10 protein-coding genes are annotated in these 23,669 nt (G+C 43.3%); 3 read left to right on the forward strand and 7 right to left on the reverse strand.

The window, feature by feature from the left end; all coding sequences use genetic code 11:
• Window positions 1-40 precede the first annotated feature (40 nt).
• Both N7E81_RS17420 and N7E81_RS17425 read right to left on the reverse strand, forming a co-directional pair.
• Window positions 41-424 carry a DUF2306 domain-containing protein gene (locus N7E81_RS17420; RefSeq protein WP_263050879.1) on the reverse strand — a complete coding sequence of 128 codons (384 nt, stop codon included), beginning with the start codon at window positions 422-424 and terminating at the stop codon, window positions 41-43.
• Window positions 421-1,026: a class I SAM-dependent methyltransferase gene (locus N7E81_RS17425; protein WP_263050880.1), complete on the reverse strand. Its 606-nt coding sequence runs from the start codon at window positions 1,024-1,026 to the stop codon at window positions 421-423. The genes N7E81_RS17420 and N7E81_RS17425 overlap by 4 nt, the downstream gene beginning before the upstream one ends.
• 285 nt (window positions 1,027-1,311) lie before the next feature.
• Between N7E81_RS17425 and N7E81_RS17430 the strand changes: the two genes are divergently transcribed.
• The gene (locus tag N7E81_RS17430) at window positions 1,312-3,561 is read left to right on the forward strand and encodes a hypothetical protein (protein ID WP_263050881.1); all 2,250 of its coding nucleotides are present in this window, start codon (window positions 1,312-1,314) and stop codon (window positions 3,559-3,561) included.
• Window positions 3,562-3,810: 249 nt separating this feature from the next.
• Here N7E81_RS17430 and N7E81_RS17435 read toward each other — a convergent pair whose 3' ends face one another.
• Window positions 3,811-5,079 (reverse strand): outer membrane protein assembly factor, encoded by a 1,269-nt coding sequence (locus N7E81_RS17435; protein WP_263050882.1) that lies wholly within the window; start codon window positions 5,077-5,079, stop codon window positions 3,811-3,813.
• A 304-nt stretch (window positions 5,080-5,383) separates the two neighbouring features.
• Between N7E81_RS17435 and N7E81_RS17440 the strand changes: the two genes are divergently transcribed.
• Window positions 5,384-6,748, forward strand: coding sequence for an MFS transporter (locus N7E81_RS17440; protein WP_263050883.1), 1,365 nt, complete (start codon window positions 5,384-5,386; stop codon window positions 6,746-6,748).
• A 211-nt stretch (window positions 6,749-6,959) separates the two neighbouring features.
• Here N7E81_RS17440 and N7E81_RS17445 read toward each other — a convergent pair whose 3' ends face one another.
• The 4 genes from N7E81_RS17445 to N7E81_RS17460 form a co-directional block, all read right to left on the reverse strand.
• Window positions 6,960-10,259: an Ig-like domain-containing protein gene (locus N7E81_RS17445; RefSeq protein ID WP_263050884.1), complete on the reverse strand. Its 3,300-nt coding sequence runs from the start codon at window positions 10,257-10,259 to the stop codon at window positions 6,960-6,962.
• 80 nt (window positions 10,260-10,339) lie between these two features.
• On the reverse strand, window positions 10,340-15,877 hold the full coding sequence (locus N7E81_RS17450; RefSeq protein WP_263050885.1) for an Ig-like domain-containing protein: 5,538 nt from the start codon (window positions 15,875-15,877) through the stop codon (window positions 10,340-10,342).
• Window positions 15,878-16,338: 461 nt separating this feature from the next.
• Window positions 16,339-20,493, reverse strand: a complete 4,155-nt coding sequence (locus tag N7E81_RS17455) for a hybrid sensor histidine kinase/response regulator transcription factor (RefSeq protein WP_263050886.1) — start codon at window positions 20,491-20,493, stop codon at window positions 16,339-16,341.
• Window positions 20,494-20,642: 149 nt separating this feature from the next.
• Entirely contained in the window at window positions 20,643-21,638 is a 996-nt protein-coding gene (locus N7E81_RS17460; protein ID WP_263050887.1) for a family 16 glycosylhydrolase, read from the reverse strand.
• 405 nt (window positions 21,639-22,043) lie between these two features.
• On the opposite strand from N7E81_RS17460, the gene N7E81_RS17465 reads away from it, so the two are divergent.
• Window positions 22,044-23,663 (forward strand): DUF6377 domain-containing protein, encoded by a 1,620-nt coding sequence (locus tag N7E81_RS17465; RefSeq protein WP_263050888.1) that lies wholly within the window; start codon window positions 22,044-22,046, stop codon window positions 23,661-23,663.
• Window positions 23,664-23,669: the final 6 nt, after the last annotated feature.

The raw sequence follows: 23,669 nt of genomic DNA on the forward strand, positions 1-23,669 counted from the left end.
AGGGAAAGGAAAAGCAACAACCTTATAGAACTGCAAGCATTTAAAAAAACAACTCGTGTAAGTACCTACCAGGAGTAAACGTAAACACCCCTGCAATCAGAATCGCACCAAAATAAAGCAGGATCATTTTTCTTTTGTGAGACTTTACATTCCCTTTTTTGATTGCAAAATAGGCCGTGGGCACAGTATACAAAGTGAGAAAGCTCAGGCTATGAATCCAGCCAAAATGGTTGAAAATTCTTGTCCCCACCTGCGCAGGCATAAAGAGCGTAATCAAGGCCGTCACCATCATGAAAAACATGTAAACTCTTCCCATATTTCGGTGGGTATCAGTCCCCTTTTTGATCAGTAGCAAAACAGTACCGATCACAAAACACGGCACCACTGTGATTAAGTGGAAGTACATCAGGTCTAAATAGCTCATCCGCTTTTTTTACACTTAATTAAATAAAAAGGTTGATTTTCCTCAATCTCTACAATCTCAAATAAACCTACATTTTCAAAAGCTGCCTGCACAGACGCCTTGTCATAAAAATACATCTGTACCCCTTTATGTATTTCATAGCGATCTTTGCCTACTTGCTTGCCCTTGCCATAAGTAGGAGCACCTTTGGTGATTGCCGTAAAAACCATGTAGCCCTGGGTCGACAGCTGGTGATAGCAGCCTCTGATTAGCTTTTCGCGCTCGCTTTGATCCAACAGATGAATTAAAGCATAGCAAAATATGCCGTCATACTTGATGGAATCAAAAGGCATATCGGACACCGAACCATGATAGATAGTCATCTGCTCACCGTAGTGTTTCCTAGCCATTTCGATAGCTGTTTTGGATATTTCTATCCCAGTGACTGTCATGCCACTGTCACAAAATACTTGAGCATTCCGTCCATACCCAACCCCTGGTATTAAGATGTTTTTGAGTCCTTTTTCTACAAATAAGTCTTTGGTGAGCACCGCAGAATAAGCAGGTTCCAAACCCCACATTTCTTGCTTCTCTACAAAATTTTCTTCCCAAAATTCCGTCATAGTGTGTGGTAATTATTTAACGTCAATGAATGAGTTCATGCACTTTGGTGAAGGTAATAAAATAGTCAAATCTGCAAACGTGGTCTATTACTATTTTTTGATTCTCAATCCTCAATATGTTTTTGAGCCCTTTTTCTAACATATACATATTTGAGACTACACAACACGAGAAGGTTACAATACTCCAAATTTTCACTTCCTTACAAGTTTTCTTCTCAGGAATCACCATCTTGTAAAGGTTTTGCAGCCTTGCCCTCAACTATATTCTAACTCTTTGACGATCATATGAAACGAACATTTTCTAATCTTAAAATAATTATTGCTGTAGTAGTTTTCAGCCTTACCATTTCACTACAAAATAGTATAGCTGGAAACATTATTGACACTACAGATTACTCATACTGGCGAAAATTAGCCCTTACTTCAGAAATGTATGAAGCTATGAAAACCAGCGCCATTACTATAGCAAACCAGGGTGATGGAGAGACCAGAGACGTGATGGGAGCAAATGCACTAGCCTATATTCTCGACCCTTCGAATAAGAATAAATATATAAATGCTATTAAAAATAAATTCGAGAGCAGAATCCGAACCATGAAAATTGGTACAGGAGCAGCTACCTCTTCCGTACCATCTCATGAGCTTTTGCATGCACTTTTAGCACTGGACGTAATTCGCTACGAGCTTGATGAAGCAGACCTATCTAGCTATGAACACGATATAAAGGATAAAATTTTTCAGTTAGTCACTCATCGATGGAAACCTCATGGTATAGCCATGAGGATGATGTGGTACAAATATGCAAATGATACAGCAAACTTTGCCGCAGCAAAAAAACAATACGATATAGATTTAGCGATACATTTTTTTCCCGATGGTTATTCTCCTTCTGGAAATGGGTATGTAATAGGACGGTTTAACCACATCGGGCGCGGAGCAAAAAATTCAGTTTTTGACCTTATGGAATATATGGGCTATAACGAATATTTTAGTAATCTAGGATTCCGTAATATGCATGAGTTTATGTATGGTTATGCGGCGGCTCCATTTGGAGCGAATATGTTTTATGGTGATACTAGAGGTGGCGGAATAGACTGGACTATAAATGGTACGCAAATATCTACTCCAACAATAGCAAGAGCCGCTCGTTTTTCTGACAATGCTTATAAATGGGCCATGTGGAGACTAAAGGAACAAGCGGGGCTTTCACAAGAAACAGCAACACTACAAGGTTATTTGTTGTCCTATGTTATGATGGCAGGTTCTGCTGCAAACAACCATCCTATTGAAATTGATTTAGATGATGCCGAATTGGCTCCCAGTAGAATTTTCGACAATTACGCTGCATTAATTGGAAATAATCAATCAAAGGACGCTTTGTATTTAAGTGTTCTATCTATGACTGAAAAAGTGGATTGGCATGCTCAGTATGAAGCCAATTCTATTGGGTTGTCAGGATATGGAGAAAGAATTTTAAGAAATTCAGGTTATGATGGCCCCAATAACGACGTGTCAGCAGAAGGACTCACAAGTTCGTGGGATTTCATTAAGTACAACTCTGAATCTGGGAATGTATTAATGATAGACGGAGAAAAACACACCAGTAAATTTGGGCAAGGAATTGAAGAAGGAATAACTGATACCAATATTGAATATTTCAGGGCTTCTAGCCAAACGGCAATAAAAGGAGAGCATTTCCGAGATGTAATGTTTGTTCAGGCTGCAAATGGAGCAAATGGATATTATATTGTTATGGATCATGTAAAGACCGATGTTTCTGGAGCAACGGTTAATATCGTTTGGCACCCCAATACCGCAATCATAGAAACGGTTGAGGATCAAAAACACTATCATTCAGCACTCAAAGTAAAAGAAGGCGCGCTAGGTCCAGTGCTGTATAGCAACAACACCGTAGAGTTAGCCACTTTCCTTGGAACACCACCAATTTCTGTTGAAAAGAAAGAAATGGTAAATCAGAGAAGACAACACCACTACCGAGCAGGGTACCTGTATAATAACTATTCTACAAGCAATAATAAAGCGGATATACTAACAGTACTTTTCCCAGGTGATCAGAACCACAAGATTGGTAGTATGGCTAGAATTACAACTGAAGTATATACTGGTGGTAAAATCACTCAAGGGAATGTTGTAGATATTGCACTTACTTCTGATAGTTCTGTCTCGGGGACAAATGAAACGGAATCTTTTCAGGCTGCGAATATCGTATACCGAAAACTTGCAGGAAAGCTGGTTACTTATTTTGTAAAGGGTACATCATTTAAATCAGGACAGGACATTCCAATAGGTTTTAGCTCCGAGACACCGATTACCATTTATATGAATGGAAAAAGCGAGGAGAAAAAAATTGTTGGTAAAATTATTTCTTCTGGAGCTAAAGTCACTTTTTACGACTCTGACATCTCAGCCGTTAAGATAGACGACAAAAAAATTCCAGTAGATATTTCTGAGCCGAACAGTGTAAGTGTTACCATTCCCATAGGGACGTACAAAATTGAACTCGAGAAACGATAGCATAGCATAAAGAAAAGTGTAAAGAGTCTCGGGAATTTGATCTTTACATTAAAGGATTTATTTCGATTTCGTAGCGCATCATGATTTCTATCTCTCATATTTTCCATAAAAAGCGCTATGCATGAGGGGAGAACGAAAAACAGTGCAGAAATCACAAAAAAGACAGCCAACCACTAATAATAGTAATTGGCTGTCTTTTTATAGTGCTGAAGGATATCGGTCAGAAGGCTGACTTCTATAGCAGATTTATTAGAAAGTCTCGTTTAGCCGAATATAAACACCTTGTGTACCATAGTCTCCCCAGCCGTAGTCTACGCCCAGGTTGGTTCTTGCTTTTTTACTGATGTTTATTCTCACTCCGAGGCCATAGCCTTTATTGATCTCACCGAATAGTTTGATGTCGTTGTCTGATGCACTAGCCGTGGTGATATTGAAATAAGCGATCATGCCGATCAAGTCAGGATTTTTGTCTGTGCCCCAGACATGCCTTCTAAACTCCGTTTCGGCATATACCATATTTTGTCCTCTAAATCTTCCCTGTGCATATGGACGACCTGATTTGGCAAACTGATCATACCCGATCGCTGGCAAGAGCAAATAAGGCAGATCTCCTGAGGTACTAAAATTGCCCCAAGTCCAAAAGGCCAATATGTTTTTGTGATTGTCTGGCGTCAGGCTAAAATAGTCTCTATACTCCAACCACAGCGTAGTAGAGGATTTTTCACTTCCTATAAACGCTGGATTCATCTTGAAGGAAGCGTAAGCATATCTACCTTTATATGGATTGTTTTGGTTGTCACGAGTATCATAAATCCCATTGAGCGAAAGCCCGACCAAGGTGGTAGACTCATTGTCAAAACCATAGGCTTCGTTGTACGCATAGTAGCTAGTAATGTCTCCATTGGCCACATCTAGGAGCTGGTCGTTTACATCATAGAATCTGTCGAAGTGGATTCCGATACCAGCATAAAAACCTTCATTCACTTTTTTAAGAGCCGTTTGGTAAAACCTGATAAACTTATACTCCATCATTTGGGCACCGTCAATGCCCTCGGATATCCCATCGTTAAACTCAAAGCCATTGCTCACGAGCTTGGCCGACTGAGGCCCCGTACCTAGTCCCCAAGTAGGCTGCGAGGAGTTGAGAAACCTCCAATCTCCCATCAGGATAATGTTGTTGTTTTCGGTATAGGCCGTGCTCTTGATGGTAAACACCGTCTGGTTGAGTGTGGTAAATGCTAACCCGGCAAGTGCTGATGAGATCTTGGTGGTCTTGGGATCTCCCATGTACCAGCTGGCTGCCAGGCCTGCACCGTAGATAAACCCAAGTGCGGGATTGGCACCGATCACTGGCAATGGAGACAAATAGATATCGCCTTTCTCTGGTACTTTGTTCTTTTTTGCCGCTTTGGCCTCCTTTTTCGCCTGTTTCTTGTCTACGGCATCTTGCCCCTGTACCTGCCCTGCTACTAAAAAAAGCAAACAAAGCGCAATCATTTGATATTGGATATTCTTCATGAGTGGGGACTTAGTATGTATGAGTTAAGATTTAGCCAAAAAGACGCATATTCTCCGAGATCACCAATATTCAAGGAATCAATTTTCTTTATATATCCATTCTTCTTTTAGTACCCTCCTCTTACTAGCCTCAGAGATCCTCATAAATAAATTACTGCGTTTTAGCATCTTTTCTATTGCTTAAAGAATGTTTACTGTATGGCTTCTACCATTTTTATGCGCATAACCACTACTTAGTTTTGCATAAACAATTACGTAATTAACAAAAACACACTACGTAATTCGAAAACTAACTGATAACAATATGTACACGAATTCTTCCTTAGAAAAAGCCACAAAGATCAACCTATTCGACTTCCGATCGGTACAAATGCGAACTTTTCACCTCAGCTGGGTTGCTTTCTTCCTTTGCTTCTTTGGTTGGTTTGCACATGCGCCCCTGATGAACTCCACCATTGGCCCAGACATGGATCTAAGCAAAGCACAAAAGATCACCGCCTTTATCGCCTCAGTAGGAGTCACCATTTTTGCTCGACTCATTATAGGTAATCTTTGCGACAAAATAGGCCCTAGAAAAAGCTACACCTATCTCTTGGTATTCGGTGCCATCGTCGTGGCTGGATCTTCATTCGCTTACAACTGGGAGACTTACCTTATTTCCAGAATGGCGATCGGCGTAATCGGTGCCTCATTCGTGATCACACAGTACCACACCACCAAAATGTTTGCCCCCAATGTAGTAGGAATCGCCAATGCCACCACTGCTGGCTGGGGTAACCTGGGCGGTGGAGTCACACAGGCCATGATGCCACTCATCGCTTCGGGTATGCTTGCGCTTGGTTTTGCAGAATCAGAATTATCTAAATGGAGACCAGCCATGTTTGTGCCTGCCCTCATCATGTTGGCCGTAGCCTATCTCTATTGGAAATACACACAAGACACGCCCAAGGGCAATTTCGAAGATGTACCAGAAGAAAAACCCCAAGTAGAAAAAGGTGAATCTGGCCTGTTTATGTCTGCCGTCCTAGACCGAAGAGTCTGGATCTTGTTTGCCATCTATGGTGCTTGTTTTGGACTAGAACTATTTGTCAACGGCCGTGCAGCCACTTACTACCAGACCAAGTTTGAACTAAACGAAACCACCGCAGGACTGATCGCGGCCTTGTTTGGTTTGATGAACCTATTTGCCCGCTCTATGGGTGGATGGCTAGGAGATCGCTTCTCCAAAACTGGTGGACTCAGCGGAAGAGTAAAATGGCTTGTCATGGTATTGTTCGTAGAAGGACTTGCTTTGATCCTCTTTTCAAGAATGGATCTACTCGGCCCAGCCATCATGACCATGATCATCTTTTCACTTTTCGTGCAAATGGCCGAAGGAGCTACTTTCTCTGTCGTACCATTCATCAATAAAAAATCGCTGGGTGCCGTAGCTGGTATCGTAGGCGCTGGTGGCAATGTGGGTGCTGTGATGTACGCCCAGTTCTTACTCAGAAGTGGCTCTACCTTAGAAAACAGTTTTATGTACTTCGGTGTAGCTGTAGTCGCTATCAGTCTCTTAGGATTGGGTATCAAATTCTCTAAAGCAGATGAGGAAGCTGCTGTAGCCGAACAAAAGAAATTAGAAGCGATGGAGCTAGCACTGAAAACAGAAGCAAAAATAGCGGCATAACTAATTGGTTTAATTCTTTTTAAGAGAGCCAGCACTTGTGTTGGCTCTCTTTGTTTTGGTCTTCACCCCTAGATGCCACGCTATAAAACATAAAAAGCACCGACTTTCATCGGTGCCTTTAGCTGTTGCGTGAGTTAAGAAAAATAAGTCCTATACAATACTTGACTTATATATTTTAACCTGCTTTATGCAGTTTTAATATTCCTGATGCTTAGTGACTGACAACGATCCTTGCAGACTCAGTGCCTTTTTCACTAGTGAATTTCAAGAGGTAGACGCCGTTATCAAACGACGAGACATCTATACTCTCAGAAGTAGTCAGTGACTTGCGAAGCACTTCTACTCCTATTAGATTAATAATCGAAACCGTATGATATCCAATAGGATTATCTATTTTCAGAATAGAAGAAACCGGGTTAGGATATACACTCATCAGATTGACTTCGCCTACAATAGCCGTTACTTTGTGTACAGTCACCGTAAAATCAGCAGTGAAATTACCGTCCTCACTTGTCGCAGTAATCGTGGCTACCCCTTCGCCTATGGCAGTCAATACGCCATCTACGACAGTCGCTATAGAGGCATCGCTCGTACTCCAAGTCACCTTTTTATTGGATGCATTAGCTGGCAATACAGTAGCTACCAACGCATGGGTCTTCCCTACTTCTATAGATGCTGCGTCGTCATCAAGGCTTATGCCTGTGACATTGACCAGAGGAGCCTCCGTCACGGTGACTACCCAATCTTGTATTGCGCCACTTGCGGCCGTTACGGTGTAGGTGACAGCACTTGTAAAATCCTGTGCTGTTCCAGAGTTTGGCGACACAGTAGCTCCTTGAGATAGCGTAATCGTAGGTGTGAGTGCCGTCACATCCGTACCATGTAGCACGGCGATAGACACGGTATGATTGTCCGTATCGATGGTGGCCGCTTCGTCTTGCGCTGCAAGTGCAAATGCAGTAATGTCTGTTTCTTCACTTGCTCCTTGGCTTACTATTTTTATATTGGCTGCACTCACTTCGAGTGTGCCATCTGTAGTGAAGACCTGTACCCAAAGCCACCAAAAATCACCTGTAGGCAATTCAGAAGTCAACGTAGCATCTGTCAGGTTTAAAGTCACAGTAGAAGTACCCGAAGATGTACCTACCACTGACTCATCTATTATTTCAAAGTCTTCTCCTGTAACTGCCCAAGAGCCATCTAGGTGACGAAGCATGTACTTGATGCCTTCTGCCGCTATGGTCTGTCCTTCTCCTGCGTTATAGTCTACGACTACTTCCATTGTTCCTCCACTTTGGAAAGTCCCTTGCGTGTATTTGCTCAGATCATCAAAGACCGCTTTGGGGGCAGCTGTTACCGTCACTGTACTCGTTCCTTTCAAGGTATTGTCTTCATCCGATGTGGCTGTGATGGTGACCTCCCCACTGGATACTCCAGTCACTAGACCAGTCTGATCTACTGTAGCGATGTCATCATCGCTAGAAGTCCAAGTCACTGCTTTGTTGGTCGCATTAGAAGGAGACACAACTGCTGTAAGCTGCACTGTAGCGTCTGTTTTGACAGATGCGGGTGCGGGAGTCACTGCTACACCAGTCACATCTACTTCACTAGTCGCTGCTGTGATCGTAGCCATCCATACTTGCGTACTCATGTCTTGGGCTGTAACGGTATAACTTACTGGATTGGTAAAATCTACAGGTGTTCCTGATTCAGGTGATATAGTTGCATAATCTGACACGGTAATGACAGGCGAAAGGGCTGTATTGTCTGTGCCAAAGGTCGTTTCTGCCGTAATGGTGAAATTGGTCTTGTCTATCACAACCTCTCCACTCTGAACCAAGCCTAGAGAAAAACCTAAGATTTCCTTTTCTGAGCTATCAAATTCAGGAACGATCACCGGGCCATTATTTTGAAAAGTAGAAACCTCTTTCAAACCGCCTGTACTGTGTACGCGTACCCACAGCCAATAAAAATCTCCACTTGGTAGTTCGTTTGACAGCACTACATCTGTCAGGTCGATAGAAACCGTAGAAGAACCCGTAGAAGTACCTATGCCAGTCTGATCTAGTGGTGCTGCATAGTCTGTGACTAATCCCCAAGCAGAAGTTAAATGTCGGAGTACTACTTGTACGCCATTACCATTCATGGTCTCCCCTCCTAGGTTGTAGTTTACCGTCACGGCCATTGTACCGTTCGTTCTGAATGAAGCACCTGCATAGTTAGTTATATTATCAAAAGTCACACCTACTGCTGGAGCCGCACCTACAGTGATGGTACTCGTCCCTGTAAAACTGCCATCTACCGAAGTAGCGGTAACAATAGCTGTACCTTCTGCTACACCCGTGACTAACCCTGAGGCGCTCACCGTAGCAATATCTGTATCATCTGAACTCCAAGTAACAGACTTATTTGTTGCATTGGCTGGCGCTACCGTCGCTGTTAGTTGTGTAGTAGTTCCTACAAATGCATTTCCAGTGCTTGGAGTTACTGTGAGTCCAGTAACTGCTGCTGACTCTACAGTCACGTCGAAGGTAGCCTCAAAATCACCATCCTCAGTTGTCACTGTAATGGTAGTGCTACCTACGGCCTCACCCGTGACGACGCCATCTACTACAGTCGCAATCGCTTCATCTCCCGAAGCCCAAGTCACTGCTTTATTAGCCGCATCTACAGGTTGGACTGACGCTGTCAACGTATAGTCATCTCCAATAATGATCGTCTCTGCGTCATCATCCAAAGTCACGCCAGTCACGGCCTTTGGAGCTTCGATAGTAGCTACGAAGGTATCGGTAAAACTGCCATCTGTAGTAGTGACCGTAATGGTGGCAGTACCTATTGCAACTGCCGTAACTACACCGTCTACTACGGTAGCTATCCCTTCATCACTTGTAGACCAAGTCACTTCTTTATTGGAAGCATCTTCTGGAGATACAGTAGCTGTCAACGTATGTGAAGCCCCAACTCCCAAAGTTCCAGCATCACTATCAAGCTCAACACCAGTAACCAGTACAGTGGCAGCTGCCTTAGTCACACTCCATTCCTTCACAAATAGTTGAGAGCCATGATTTCCTCTTAGAATTCCAAAAATGTAATCTCCATCACTTGCTACAGACACCGTTTTACTGAATGCAACAAATGTACTATTGGTGCCCTCATCCTGAATAGCAGCTGTAGGAGCATCATCGCCTACTGCCCACACACCATAATGAAAAGGAAGAACAGTTTTGTTTTGAACCATGAAAGTACCCTCAATCAGATAATTCCCTGCTGCTAGATCAGTGGCCGTATAAGTTAAACTACTGACACCACTCAGTTTTGCTCCCCATGTACCTCCCCATGAAGCTGCTTCCATTGTACCCGAACTAGCAAAGTTTGTTGGCAAACTGGAAACAAAACTTTCAACCTCTGATTGGTTGGCTAAAGACACTTCAAATAGGGTTTGTGCGTAGACACTGGTCATCGAAAACCCCATGATAAGGATTAATAAAATTCTAGTAAACTTTCTCATCATTCAAATCGTTTTGTTTTATTCATAATTTTAAAACCCATGACAGGTAAAAGAGGGGCACTCATCCCCTCTTGCAGTATTAGTTAGTGTTGCACCATGATTTTCATGATCGCAGTGCCGTTTTCTCCATAAAAATTCATCAGGTACACCCCATTCTCTATTTGAGAAATATCTATCGACATCCCTTCTTTTGTGATGGGCTGTACGAGCACTGTAGTACCCAATAAACTGACTATAGAAACTTGGCTGTAGCCCAATACATTTCTTATAAAGATTTTGGAAGACCCTGGATTAGGATATACTTTCACTTGATGCGCTTCTTGTCCAATAGCAGTCACCGTACCAGATTCACTTGCTACGGTGATCTCAAAAGAGGCGGACTTGCTACCATCTGCCGTGGTGACTGTGATGATGGTGGTACCTGCTGCTATACCAGTGACCTTACCTTCCACCACAGTGGCGATTGAAGGATCATCAGAACTCCAGCTTATGCTTTTATTTGTGGCGTTTGCAGGTAGCACTGTGGCTATCAAGGAATGTACCTCCCCGACTTTGATCGTTTCTGCGGTCGCATTTAGCGAAACACTAGTCACCGAAGTGACAGCCTGCTGTACAGTAACCTCTATAGTATCCGTAAAGCCTCCATCCGCTGTAGTCACCGTGATGGTGGTAGTGCCCACTCCAGTAGCCGTGACCACTCCATCCACTACCGTAGCAATGGCTTCATCCTGAGTACTCCAACTCACGTTTTTATTGGTCGCATGGGCAGGTGCAAACGTAGCGGTCAGCGAATAAGTACTACCCAGCTGGATCGTCTGTGCTGCGTCTACTATAGCAATGCCGGTCACATCTACATCGGAAGCCGCTATGATATTGATCGGCGATGCTCCTGAAAACTTGTTGTACATCTGTCCGCCAGAAGGAGTAAATGTGATCCATAGAAAATAGAAATCTGTGCCTATTTCATTTGTGGGCAATAGATCTGCCAGTGAGATAGAGGCTGTAGCCGTGCCGTTTTGCAGACCTGCTACAGAGACATCATTGACCTTTATGTCTTTGGTAATACCTGCCCAACCTGCAGTGACTTGTCTCAACCAGAACGTGACTCCATTGGCGTCGAGCACACCACCAGCACCTACTTGGAAGGTACAGCTCACGTCCAAGGTACTTCCTACTTCATAGGTCGTGTTCACATATTTAGCAGCGTCATCAAAGGCAATCGACGAGAGTATTTCATTGACTATCGATACGGTACTCGTACCTAATATGCCCGTGCCATCATGAGCCGTAGCGGTGATCGTCACTTCGCCCAAAGCCACGCCTGTGACCAACCCACTTGCAGATACTGTAGCCAGTCCGCTATTGCTCGAAGACCAAGTAACGGTTTTGTCATCCGCATCTATTGGTAAAAGAGCAGCTGTCAGTTGTTTGGTGAGGCCTATGGCCAAAGTCACTTCGCTTGGCGTTACCGAAATGCTTTCTACCTCGATAGCGACGATTTCTGACTGCACGGTGACTGTACAAAAATCGGTGAAGCTCCCCTCTTCTGTGGTAGCCGTAACGACCGCCTCGCCAACGGCGACGCCGGTCACTTCACCAGTCACAGGGTCTACAGTGGCAATAGATGTATTGTTCGAACTCCAACTTAGGTTCTTATTGATCGCTCTGACTGGCGAAACCTCGGCTGTCAGTGATCGGGTCTGAGTAACACCTACCAGTAAGGTTTCTGGTGTTACCGTTACGCCTTCTACGCTCGTAGATCCTAGGTTAGTCAATTCGAACTTGTCCATATTCCACTGCCAGTTTGAAGACCCGACAGACTCCACTCGTATGTTGGCCGCTCCCTTTGATAGTTGAATATTTTCAGTCGCATCAATAGCCACGTAGTTTTCCCAGCCAGTACCTGCGGGCACTACGGTATGCTGCTGCAAAACTCCATTCACATAGATATTGACCCCTGCATCTGTACTGGTCGCTGGCGCACCTATGTAATATTTGATGCTGTATTCTCCACTTACTGGGATGTCAACATCGTATTCGCCCCAGTCTCCTGTTTGATTGTTGTTGATCTCAACGGCATTGGCACTCCAGCCGTCGTATGGCCCACCAGTTCTGCCTAGCTCTTCTGCCTCAATGATTAGGGTTTTGGATACACGGACAACCGCTTCCGCGAAAATAGTCTCATCGGCTACAGCAGTTGCCTTAATGACAGTTGTTCCTTCGGTCGCACTGGCTGTGACATGCCCCAGTTGATCCACTGTAGCAATGGACGCATCGCTTGAAGACCAAACAACCTCCGTCTGCGTGGTCCATGCTGGTAATAGGTCATAAGCTATGTCGGCTTCAAACCCTAAGTACAAATTCAAATGATCAGTAGCTAATTCAATAGATTCGATAGGCACTACTACTTCTCCTGCTTGTACTGTGATGGTCACCTCATCGGACAAGCTCGGATTATCATCGCTAGTAGCGGTGATTGTCACTTCGCCCGTAACCACACCTGTTACTTCTCCTGTAACCGCATCAACAGTGGCTTTAGTTTCGTCAGATGTGCTCCAAACGACGGCCTTATTGAAAGTATTTTCAGGTAGAATATTGGCTTCCAGCTGAATACTTTCACCTACTTGCACCGCACTGACTCCTTCGGCAATTGAAATCGATTCTGCTCGGAAGTGATCGACCATTTCCACCTCTTGGCTACAAACATCCAATGTTGTGCTGCCATCCATCAATTTGGCGGTGAGGGTATATCCTGTACCCAAAGCAGGCACGCTGGCCAATTGATACTCCACACTAGTGGAAACGTCTCCAAAATCATCTACTGACGTAGTACCTGAGCCCAATAGTCCTGCATCTTTGGTCAATTCTACGACCACCTCTCTGGCACCAGTGACTCGTACGGGGACATTGACAGAGAAGGATTCGAATGGCTGTAGTGTAGCTGGTAAGTCTCTACAGTACACCGTCTCTGAGCCAGCAATCGACACAAACACTTCAATCTCGTCGGTAAACACTGCGTCGCCTGACTCAGTATCAATCACCGTGGCAGTAACCGTAGCCGTCGCATTCAGCGTTTTGCCTCTTAGCTTTCCCGTGGCAGGATTGACATGAACGATATCTTCATCAGATGATGACCATACGATCTGCTGTACGGATGCATCTAGAGGAGAAACGACAGCTTCCAGAGGTGTTTCGGTGTAGTGTTCAATCGTAATGTTATCGCCATTCGATATGGTAACGCCCGTCACGGGAGTCGCCTCATAGGCGATAGCTGTGATCGTTTGGGTAGCGGCAAACCCTCCATCGATACTGGTAGCAGTAATGGTCGTCGTACCAGACGAAGCGAGTACTGTCAGCACTCCATTGTCATTGACAGTGGCTACTGCAGGATTGCTCGACGCCCAGGTGATTCCTTTTTGAGATGCATTTATGGGAGTGAAAGCAACAGACAATCCTTGCTCCACGCCTTGCATTATTGATATTGGGTCTCCTAGCGAAATACCCGTTACAGCGATTTGATCACCATTCGCCGAACGGCTGGGTTCCTTTGTAAAATCCCATGTTTGTATCTGGAAAGATGAGTATTCAGAGGTATTTCCATTGTTTTGACAAACAATCACATTATCCGTCTGAAGGTATTCTAAAGGCACATCGAGTTCAAATACGCCAAACCAGCCTAAAGCCCCTCTTTTTCTTTCTCGGCCTCTCCAATCAGAAGGATCTGTTTCTGCACGCAATTGATGGCCATTGATAGAGATGACCATTTTTTCTGTATTAGCTGTCTTTAGACCAATACGCAATTGTGCTTCTCCTTTTTCTGGTACTTCTACGCCGTTTACATTGGCTGTAAAGCTGGCACGTCCATTCACTTTCACATGACACAATTGACTCCCATAGGCATTGGTCTCGTCTGTCAAAGGTTCGCCCATGAATTTTTTCTCTACCGATTCCTGATCAATGATGACCTCATTGGCAAACTCATAGTCGAGAATCATAGTCGCGCTCTTTTCTAAAAGAATAGATCCTGGCGCAGCACTCATGGTTTCACGATCCAGCACGGGCTCATCTATACTGGTGTTTAAATAAAGGTGTTTGGTGCTTACACTTACGATCTCATTCTGATAGTCGTCAAATAGATTGAGATTGATCGTAGTCGGGTCCAACTCAAGATTGTTGAGTATCAGATAAACATGTGTGCCGTCTACATAGGCATCCACTTGTATGTCACGATCACTGGCTTTGGTATCGATACGCGTACCTTTCACATCGCTCCATTGCTCAAAGAAGAGGATATTGGCACTCCACTCCCAGTCTTTGTGATCGTATCGGCTTTCCCCAGGTTTTTCGGTGTATTCGCCGACTGGATCCATCAAGGTAGTCTGATACCTTTCTCCCAGTGTACCATCTTCATGAAACCAATCTCCCCATTGTGCTTTAGCAGGGGCAAATGGCATGGTGAGCACCAAGTGAGATGGACGCTCAAGGAACTGCATAAACATCTGATTGAAGGGGCGAATATTCTCCCAATCTCTTCTTTTGTAGGGCAAGTCATGCACCAATGGAGAAACACTCCCAAACTCTGAGAGGACGATGTCTTTTCTCTCTCCGTGTTTGAATGTGTCATACCACTCCATCAAATCCAGCATAGCTTCTATATGACCTCCTGTTCGGATGACACCTTCATCATTGGCCTGAGGCCAATCGTATATATGCACGCCATGAAAATCCATGTTTTCCCCGGTAGCGTCGATATAGGACTGCCACAACCCATCCCACTGAAACCAAGCATCTTTCCGGTTGGGCCAAATATCACTGGCTAGCATGTTGTCATACTGCGGATATATATCTGGTGTAGAATAATCATAATAGAATTGTGCATCTCGACGATACACCAAGTCTCCAGCATGGAAATCATGCTGTCCCCAAGTCATTCCTCCAATCTTAGGAGCCATACTACCCAGAAGTGCTCTGGTCTCCTGAGCCACCAGATTATGAAATTCAAAAAGCTTCTCAGGGCTAGTCAAAAACATATAATGACTGGTCAACATATCCATGTCTGGCTCATTGATACATTCCCAATAGGTAGGTAGTGGTTCTCCCAGGTCACCCAGAGATTTAGCAAAATACTTATCCAGATAATTGGCTACCAAGAAAGCAGAGGCATCTACATCCCAAGTTTGCCAATCGCCACTCATCCATCCATTATTATCCCATGCGAGCGTAGGGTAAATAGGCGCAGGATTTATTCCCATGATCATATCTCCCTTGCCTTCGTATTGGTAATCATTCTTGAAATTGGCGTCTGTCTCGTACCAATTTTTCAAATTGGCACCCTGCACAGCCATGTCTTCCACATCAGGCCAGTGCGGTTTTGCAGGATCTTCTTTCATCAATCGGCTCTTCCAAGTCGCGGAGCCATTGTCACGACCGAAATAAACATCCAGATCATTGATTAAATAATCCAGCATGTCTTCATGTCCGTTCCACTCCTGATCTGTCCACGAGGAATGAATGGTCATGTGCCGCTCCCGACCAAAATCGGAGATTCCATCTACAGAGTGTTTGATATTCAAATTGACGTCTACGTCAACTTGAGCTGCAACGCTAAATGCGAAACTCATACATAGGCATAAGCCTATCATTTTTGTAAAATTTCTAATCATACAGTAGTAATTAATTGATCACAAATACTCGCCTTTATCGGGCAAGTACCTAGGCTTCTCTTGTCATCATTTTGACATAGCTGGCCGGCCTAGTAAATTTCAATAGCCTCAAACGTAATTATTACGATTAATCAAGAGCGGTGCTAAATGGTACCATTATGCTAGCCGTTTGCACCATGCGCTGCATGAAGCCTGATATTCAATAGATTAGAGTCTGTGAAGATGCACCTTCGCGCATGTGAACACTGCAAAAATGGGTATGGTCACCTAAGATAAAAGGATGGCTTTTTGATTGGACATCAATTATCAATATAGTAATCCCCCAACTTTACAGACTGATCCCTAACAAGACCTAACTCTGATGATAAAATGGTGGTGCAGGAGACTGTTATTGTTTTGGGGAGGGAGCTGAATTCAGCTCATTGTTTTTGCTGCTTGATATAGTCGGATGGGCTCACGCCAAACCTGTCTTTGAAGCGCTTACGAAACGCACCCAAATCGGTATAGCCTACTTTCCAGGTCACTTCTGAGACGTTGTACTTTCCTTTCGTCAGAAGTTCTGCGGCATGCTTGAGTCGGATGTCTCGGAGAAAGTTGATGGTCGTTTCACCAGTGAGGGCCTTGATCTTACGGTTGAGATGATTTCTCGACAGCCCATAAGCCTCCGCCATCTTGTCTACATTAAAGTCTGCATCTGATAGATTTTCTTCTATCAGGGTCAGTATTTTTTCAATAAAACTCACATCTGTGGGAGAGTTGGACAACAGCATAGGGTTGATTTCAATCTCCTTGACATAAGTGCCTCTGAGCCTTTCTCGATTGTGTATGATCGCCAAAGCATTCGAATACAAAACGTCGGCATTAAAAGGTTTTGAAACATACGCATCGGCACCAGCTGCAAACCCTTCTATCTGGTTTTCGATGGTGCTTTTAGCGGTAAGGAGCATGATCGGGATATGGCTTATTTTCTCGTCGTCCTTGATCATGGATAGCAATTGAATGCCATCTACATTGGGCATCATGATGTCGCTAATCACGAGATCAGGATTGTGTTTCAAACATTGGTCATAACCTATTTTTCCATCTTCAGCTTCTAATACCTCATGTTTTTCATTGAAAATAGAAACGATGATTTCTCTCAATTCTTGATTGTCTTCTACAATCAATAGGGTGTACCTATGCTCTTCGCCCCTATCAAGTACAGGCTTGATTTCGCTTTCTATCACTGGCATACTCGCTACATCTTCCTGCCTCTCCATGGCGACAAAATTCGACGCTTTGCCATCGCCTGTCATGGGCAGATGGATGTTAAACCTAGTCCCTACACCTTCCTGGCTTTGCACTTCTATATCTCCCTTGTGGAGTTCTACAAGGCCTTTGATCAACGAAAGGCCAATGCCCGTGCCACTATTCATGATTTTGTCTTGCTGGACTCTATGAAAATATCGCTGAAACAAGTAGGGCTTGTCGCTATCCTTGATACCTATGCCAGTATCGCTCACCTGAATTAAAATCCTTTCTTTTTCCTGATTGACTTCTAGCGACACTTTGCCATCCTTTGGTGTGAATTTGATGGCATTGGAGAGGAGGTTGTACACGATTTTTTCCACACAATCTGGATCAAATGAAAGGTAGATCGCTTCTCTATTGTGCTGAAAGTCTAAATCTATTTGCTTTTGTTCGGCCAGTGGCTCGAATGTTTGTAAGATGTCTTTGATAAACGCTACAATATCGAGTGACTGTAAGCTCAGCTGCATTTTGTCTTGCTCCAGTTTTCTGAAATCCAGGATTTGATTGACCAATCTCAACATGAGGTCTGAGTTGTGTTTAATGATGTTGAGGTTCTTTTTTTCGCTGCCTTCGGTGAGTTTTCCACCTTTGAGCAATTTTTCTAATGGAATGGAAATCAGCGTGAGGGGCGTACGAAATTCGTGTGAGATATTCGTAAAGAATCGAAGCTTGGACTGCGTGGCCTCCTCTGCGTTTCTCTTCTCTATTTCAGAGATTAGCACTTCTTTTTTGCGATGTGCTATGTTTTTATAAATACGATACAATAGATAAATCATCAAAACAAAAAGCACAGCATAAATCATAAAGGCCAAGGGACTCAAAAGTGGGTGAGGCTTTATTCGGATGGCCAATCGGATGGGTTCATCCGTTTCTACATTGTCACTGTTGGACGCGGTGACTTTGAGGGTGTACGTTCCAGCTGGGACATTGGTGTATTTGGCTATTCTATGATCCACGTTGGCTCTTGTCCACGTTTTATCAAACCCCTCTAAGATATACTGGTATTTTACCTTCTGTGGCGAGTTGAAATGCAGGCCTGCAAACGCAACAGAAAAACTGTTTTGCTCATGGGTCAATACGATGAGGTCTGTGTGCTCGATGCTATTTTTTAGAATTACATTATTCTGATATTTCACCCTTGGCTGCACCACTTCGTTGAGGATGCTGAGTTCAGAGAAATACAACTTCGGCTTGATGGTGTCTTTTCTGATCTGCGCTGGATAGAAAGTATTGAGGCCATTTATCCCTCCAAAAAGCAGCTCTCCATTTTGCCTCCTACTACTGGCCAGCTCTTCAAAATCACTGCCTTGCAATCCGTCAGATTTGTCATAGTTCACGATGTCCTGAGTGACTGGGTTGTACCTAGACAATCCCTGGTTTGAACTCAGCCAAAGATTGCCCTCCTGATCTTCTTCTATTGATTTGATAGAATTATTAGGCAGGCCGTCTTTTACAGTGATGGTATTAAATAGGATCGAATCCTTACCGATCATTTGATCCACTCCTATAAGCCCCCCTCCCATCGAGCCCATCCATACCTTTCCATTGCTCGCTTGAAAGAGCTTGAGGATGTATTCGTTGATCAACGAGCCTTCGGTCTTCCCTTCTCTAAACACATGAAAGGTGGGCACGTCATTATTGAGTTCTTCCTGAGCCACATAATTCAGCCCTTTGTCTGTACCTATCCATAGATTTCCCGCTCGATCATATAAGATACTTCGAATAATCGTAGATGAAATAGAGTGTGGATCATCGCTCTCTGGTTGGAATTGCTGACTTTGGATGATGGCTCCATCTTCATCTGTTTTGAGCCGCCAAATTCCCGCACCATAAGTACCCGCCCATAGCGTAGAATCATTTTGTACTTCAATAGCAAAAACAAACCTAAAACCCTTCATATGGTCTGATTGTGGCAACAACTCCATCGTACTAGGATCTAGCGCGACAAGAAAGGTAGGAAAACTAGTGCCTAACCAAATCAGCCGCTCCCTGATTTTGGAGCGAGGGGTAAACTGCTCTGCAATGGCATAAACGCGATTATACTCCCTTGGGTAATTCTCCATCGAAATCTGCCCAAATCCCTCGGCATAGTTATACTTATCCTCTCCTTTTAAAAAATTTAGTCCTCCTTGCTCTGTGCCCACCCACAGGTCTTGTTTACTATCTTCAAATATGGCTTTGATGTGATCGTCCTTAAGCGAGCGACTTTCATTGGTCTTTTTATAATACTTGAAATATTGATCGTTGGGAGACACAAGATAAACGCCACCTCCTATGGTCCCCACCCACACGCTAGTACCATCCGTACACAAATGACTCACTGGAAAACTCGACAATCCGTCTGCAGTACTAGGTGTGAAATGACTGATTTGCTGATATGAGTCCTCCTGCTTCTTAAAGGCGTACACGCCAGTCCTATTGCCAAGCCACATGATACCATTGTCGTACTGCATGGCATAAGCTGATGTATATGATATGGGCAACAAGGTAATCTCATAGGGTTTGTCTGTCTGAACCTCAGAAACAAACTCACCCGCAGCTACTAGTATAGAGTCGCAATATTGGAATACCGACACATTACCTGACTTTTTGGTATAACTCAGGTGATTTAGGTCTGAGGTAGGGTTATTGATTCTAATCAGGTTCACATTCAACCCAAGCCAGATCTTGCCTTCACGGTCTTTGAAGATGGTCTGCACATTGAGATTGCTGACCAATGGATTAAACTTATGCAAACTAATGTGATCTTGAGATACAATCTCTGACATGGTACTGTCGAGCTTTACTCGAATGAGTTCTTTCCAATTGCCTACCCAAAGGGTAGTACCATCAAGCAAAAAAGCAGAAATATCATTGGTTCGGAGTTTAAACGGGCTGCTATTTTCTATCCTATAACTGGTAAACTCCTCTGTGACTGGATTTAGTTTACATAGTCCTTTACCGAAAGTGGTCACCCAAATATTGCCTAAATGATCCTCTCCTATCTTGCCGATCATGTTGCTACTGATACTATTGGGATCTTGGCTGATCCTATAGTTTTTGCACGTATAACCGTCGAAGCGAAACAAGCCGTCTAAAGTAGCCAGCCAGACAAAGCCCTTGCTGTCTTTAAATACATTTCTAATATCAGATTGGGGGATGCCTTCTACTTTCTGAATCGAGAGATTGGAGTCTGTATTTTGATATGCAAAGGTAGAAGTAGCCAAACCATACACACCCAAAAGCACAAGCGTTGAGAGTCGCACACTTTTAACCACACATCCTACCATTCTAAAATCCCACATTCACCAAAAGTAAGATTTTGAAGTCTCATTTTAAATTTTTGTAACCATTCTGAACTGAGAAAAAACTCAACAACTGATAAAGTTCAAAACAATAAGGCCTGAACTTGAAAACTCAGGCCTTATTGACTTCTTATTATACTCTTGCCTATTTATTCTGGCTGATACACTCTCACCCAATCAAAATAGGTCTTGGTCATGTCACTATTCGTCACAGACTCTTCTTCGAAGAAATCGTCAAAAGCAGTTCCTTCTCTCCAAGGCTGTGCTGCCTGACTGAGTATGATATACATGGGTTTGGTCAATCCATTACCGTTGGTAAAGTTATTAGGATCAATCTCATTGGTAGGTACAGTCCGCACCAAAACGCCGTCTACATAGTAGCTCAACTCTGTAGGACTCATCCAAAGTACACCATAATCATGGTAATCGTCTGACCAGATGGTATTCTTATTGTCAAAATACCACGTAGCATCGGAGGTAGGCTGATAATCTTGAAATGGGTCACGAATAAAAACGTGATGGCTCAAATGCAAACGCTTGGCGTACCAATCGTGGCCTTCGTAGCCGTAGGCTTCTAGGTTGTCGATCTCCTCTGTAGAGTCATCGCTCAGCATCCAAACAGCTGTAGACAATACAGATTTACTGATTTTCGCTCTCGCTTCCATGTACATCGGGTAGCCTACTTTCTCCTTTGAAGAAATACATCCGGTCTGTATCGTACTCCCTACTACCTTGGCCGTAAATATCAACTCTCCATCTACTATCGTAGAACTCTCGGGTGTGTACCTAGTATCTCCTGGGCCTTTCCATCCATTGAAGAATTTATTTTGCCAATCAGTCACAAATGCGTCCGAGGTTAGACTTTCGTCAAACTCGTTAGATACATTTTCTTGTAGCACCCATTTTTTATCGACCCCTGCACTAGGCAAGTACTTAGCTACTTTTTCCTCTACCGTTTCGTCGACTACTTCAGTTTCCTCCTCTTCGGTTTCCACTATTTCATCGTCTTTCTCTTCCGTCTCTTCTTCTTGTTCTTGTTCTTCATCTACTACTACCTCATCCTTTACTTTTAGTTCATCTTCTGTTTTATCACAAGATGAAAAAAACAAGGATACAACTGCTGTCAATACAAAAATCCTTCTCATAGTCTAGTTATTTATAATCGTTAAATTTTACTCTTATGCTTTAATCACCACTAGCAATAACGATACAGCCTGCTCACATCTTTTACTATATTGACAGTATACCATCATCAGCTTACAAGTAGCCATTCAACCTCTGAACAAAAGTAAGAGCCCCCAACACACAACTAATATCCAGAAGGGAATAAAGTGGATATATTTCAGGCAACTATCAAACTAACACACTGAAAATATGATACTTAACGAATTTAAATTCACCAGCGCAAGTGGACTAAAAGTGAATGGAACACGACACCAATAGGCGCCATATTGCAGGAAAACGTTTTCGGTATTCGAACTAAAATTAAAATAATGTTAAAAATCAAACAGGATTAGCATTTGAATTATGTGTGCTATATTTTGCCCAATATGATGCTGCTTTATTACGCTTTGACTTTCTTGTCTTTCACGAGTGCTGTCGATCCAAATACGACTACGGATGTAGATTCGCTGTACACGGCATTGGATGAGGCCATGCTCAACCGCAAGGACTATGATTGGTTAAAAGAAAAAAAAATAAGCAATTATAAATTGCTCATGGCCTCTGATTTATCTCCCGAAAACAGGTATGAGATCAATAATAAAATCATTGCCGAATATCACTCCTATAATTTTGATTCCACCCTGAAATACCTCGAAAACAACCTGAGCATAGGCCAAGAGCTAAACAACCAGCATTTGATATTGGCATCTAGTATTTCGATGGCTAGGAAGTTGATAAACTCTGGTAGGGAAATGGAAGCTTTTAATATCATCGATTCTATTGACCGATTTGATATTCCCAAAGAATTGCTTTACAACTACTATAGACTGCACTACGACGCATACACTCGGCTACATGCCCAAAGCACGGCCAATGTACCCAAGTCACATTATCAAAAACTGTCGCGCCAATACTACGACTCCTTGTTGCTGACTACTCCTGTAGATTCTGGACCGTATTTGGATATCCAAGAACTCCAATACTTCAAAGACGGGGTGTTTGAAAAAAGCCTTGAAATCAACTCCATTCGCATGGGGCAGATTGACCCCAAGTCAGACTACTATCCACAAATCATGTTTTACCGAGCCAAGCTACTGCGACAACTCAACCAACCTGAGTTGTCGGAAAAATATCTCATCATGACTGCCATTCGAGACATCGAGCTGTCCCGAAAAAACAACGCAGCCTTGAGCGAACTGGCCATCATCCTGTATTATAAAAACCAACTAGACCGAGCCAATAGGTACATCAACTTCACTATGGAGGACGCTCGTTTTTACAATTCAAAATTTAGATTTCTGCACTTATCCGAGTCATTGCCGATCATCAACGAGGCTTACCAGCAATTAATCAGAGATCAGAAAAATAATCTCAGGATATTTAGCCTCGTCTCTACCTGTCTGGCCTTGATGCTTCTCATAGCACTGGTGTTTATTTTTATACACATCAAAAAACTGTCGGTCACCAGAAATGAGCTCAAACAAGCTTATGCTACTTTGAAAAACTCTAATCTGGAGCTAAGCAAAACGAACACTTCATTGACGCAGACCAACCATATCAAAGAGCAATACATTGGGCACTTTCTAGAGATCTGTTCGAAGTACATCGAAAAACTAGACAACTACCGGAAAATGGTACATAAAGACCTGGCAAACAAAAGAATCGCGGAGCTTTTCGAATTGACCAAATCGAATCGGCTCATCGAAAATGAACAAAAGGAATTTTACCGAACCTTCGATCAATCCTTTCTTGCCATATATCCCTCTTTTGTAGCCGAAATCAACAACCTCCTCAAACCTACAGAGCAAATAGAGTTGAAAGGAGATGAGCTACTCAATACCGAATTGCGCATTTTGGCTCTAACAAGGCTTGGCATCACCGATAGTGCTAAAATCGCACGATTGCTCAGATACTCCGTAAATACCATCTATAACTATCGTGCTCAGATAAAAAACCGCACCAAAGGTGATCGCGAGCTTTTCGATCAGCAAATACTAGAGATTTAGCCTTTT

Origin of the sequence: Reichenbachiella carrageenanivorans (assembly GCF_025639805.1) — a bacterium.
Lineage (GTDB): Bacteria > Bacteroidota > Bacteroidia > Cytophagales > Cyclobacteriaceae > Reichenbachiella > Reichenbachiella carrageenanivorans.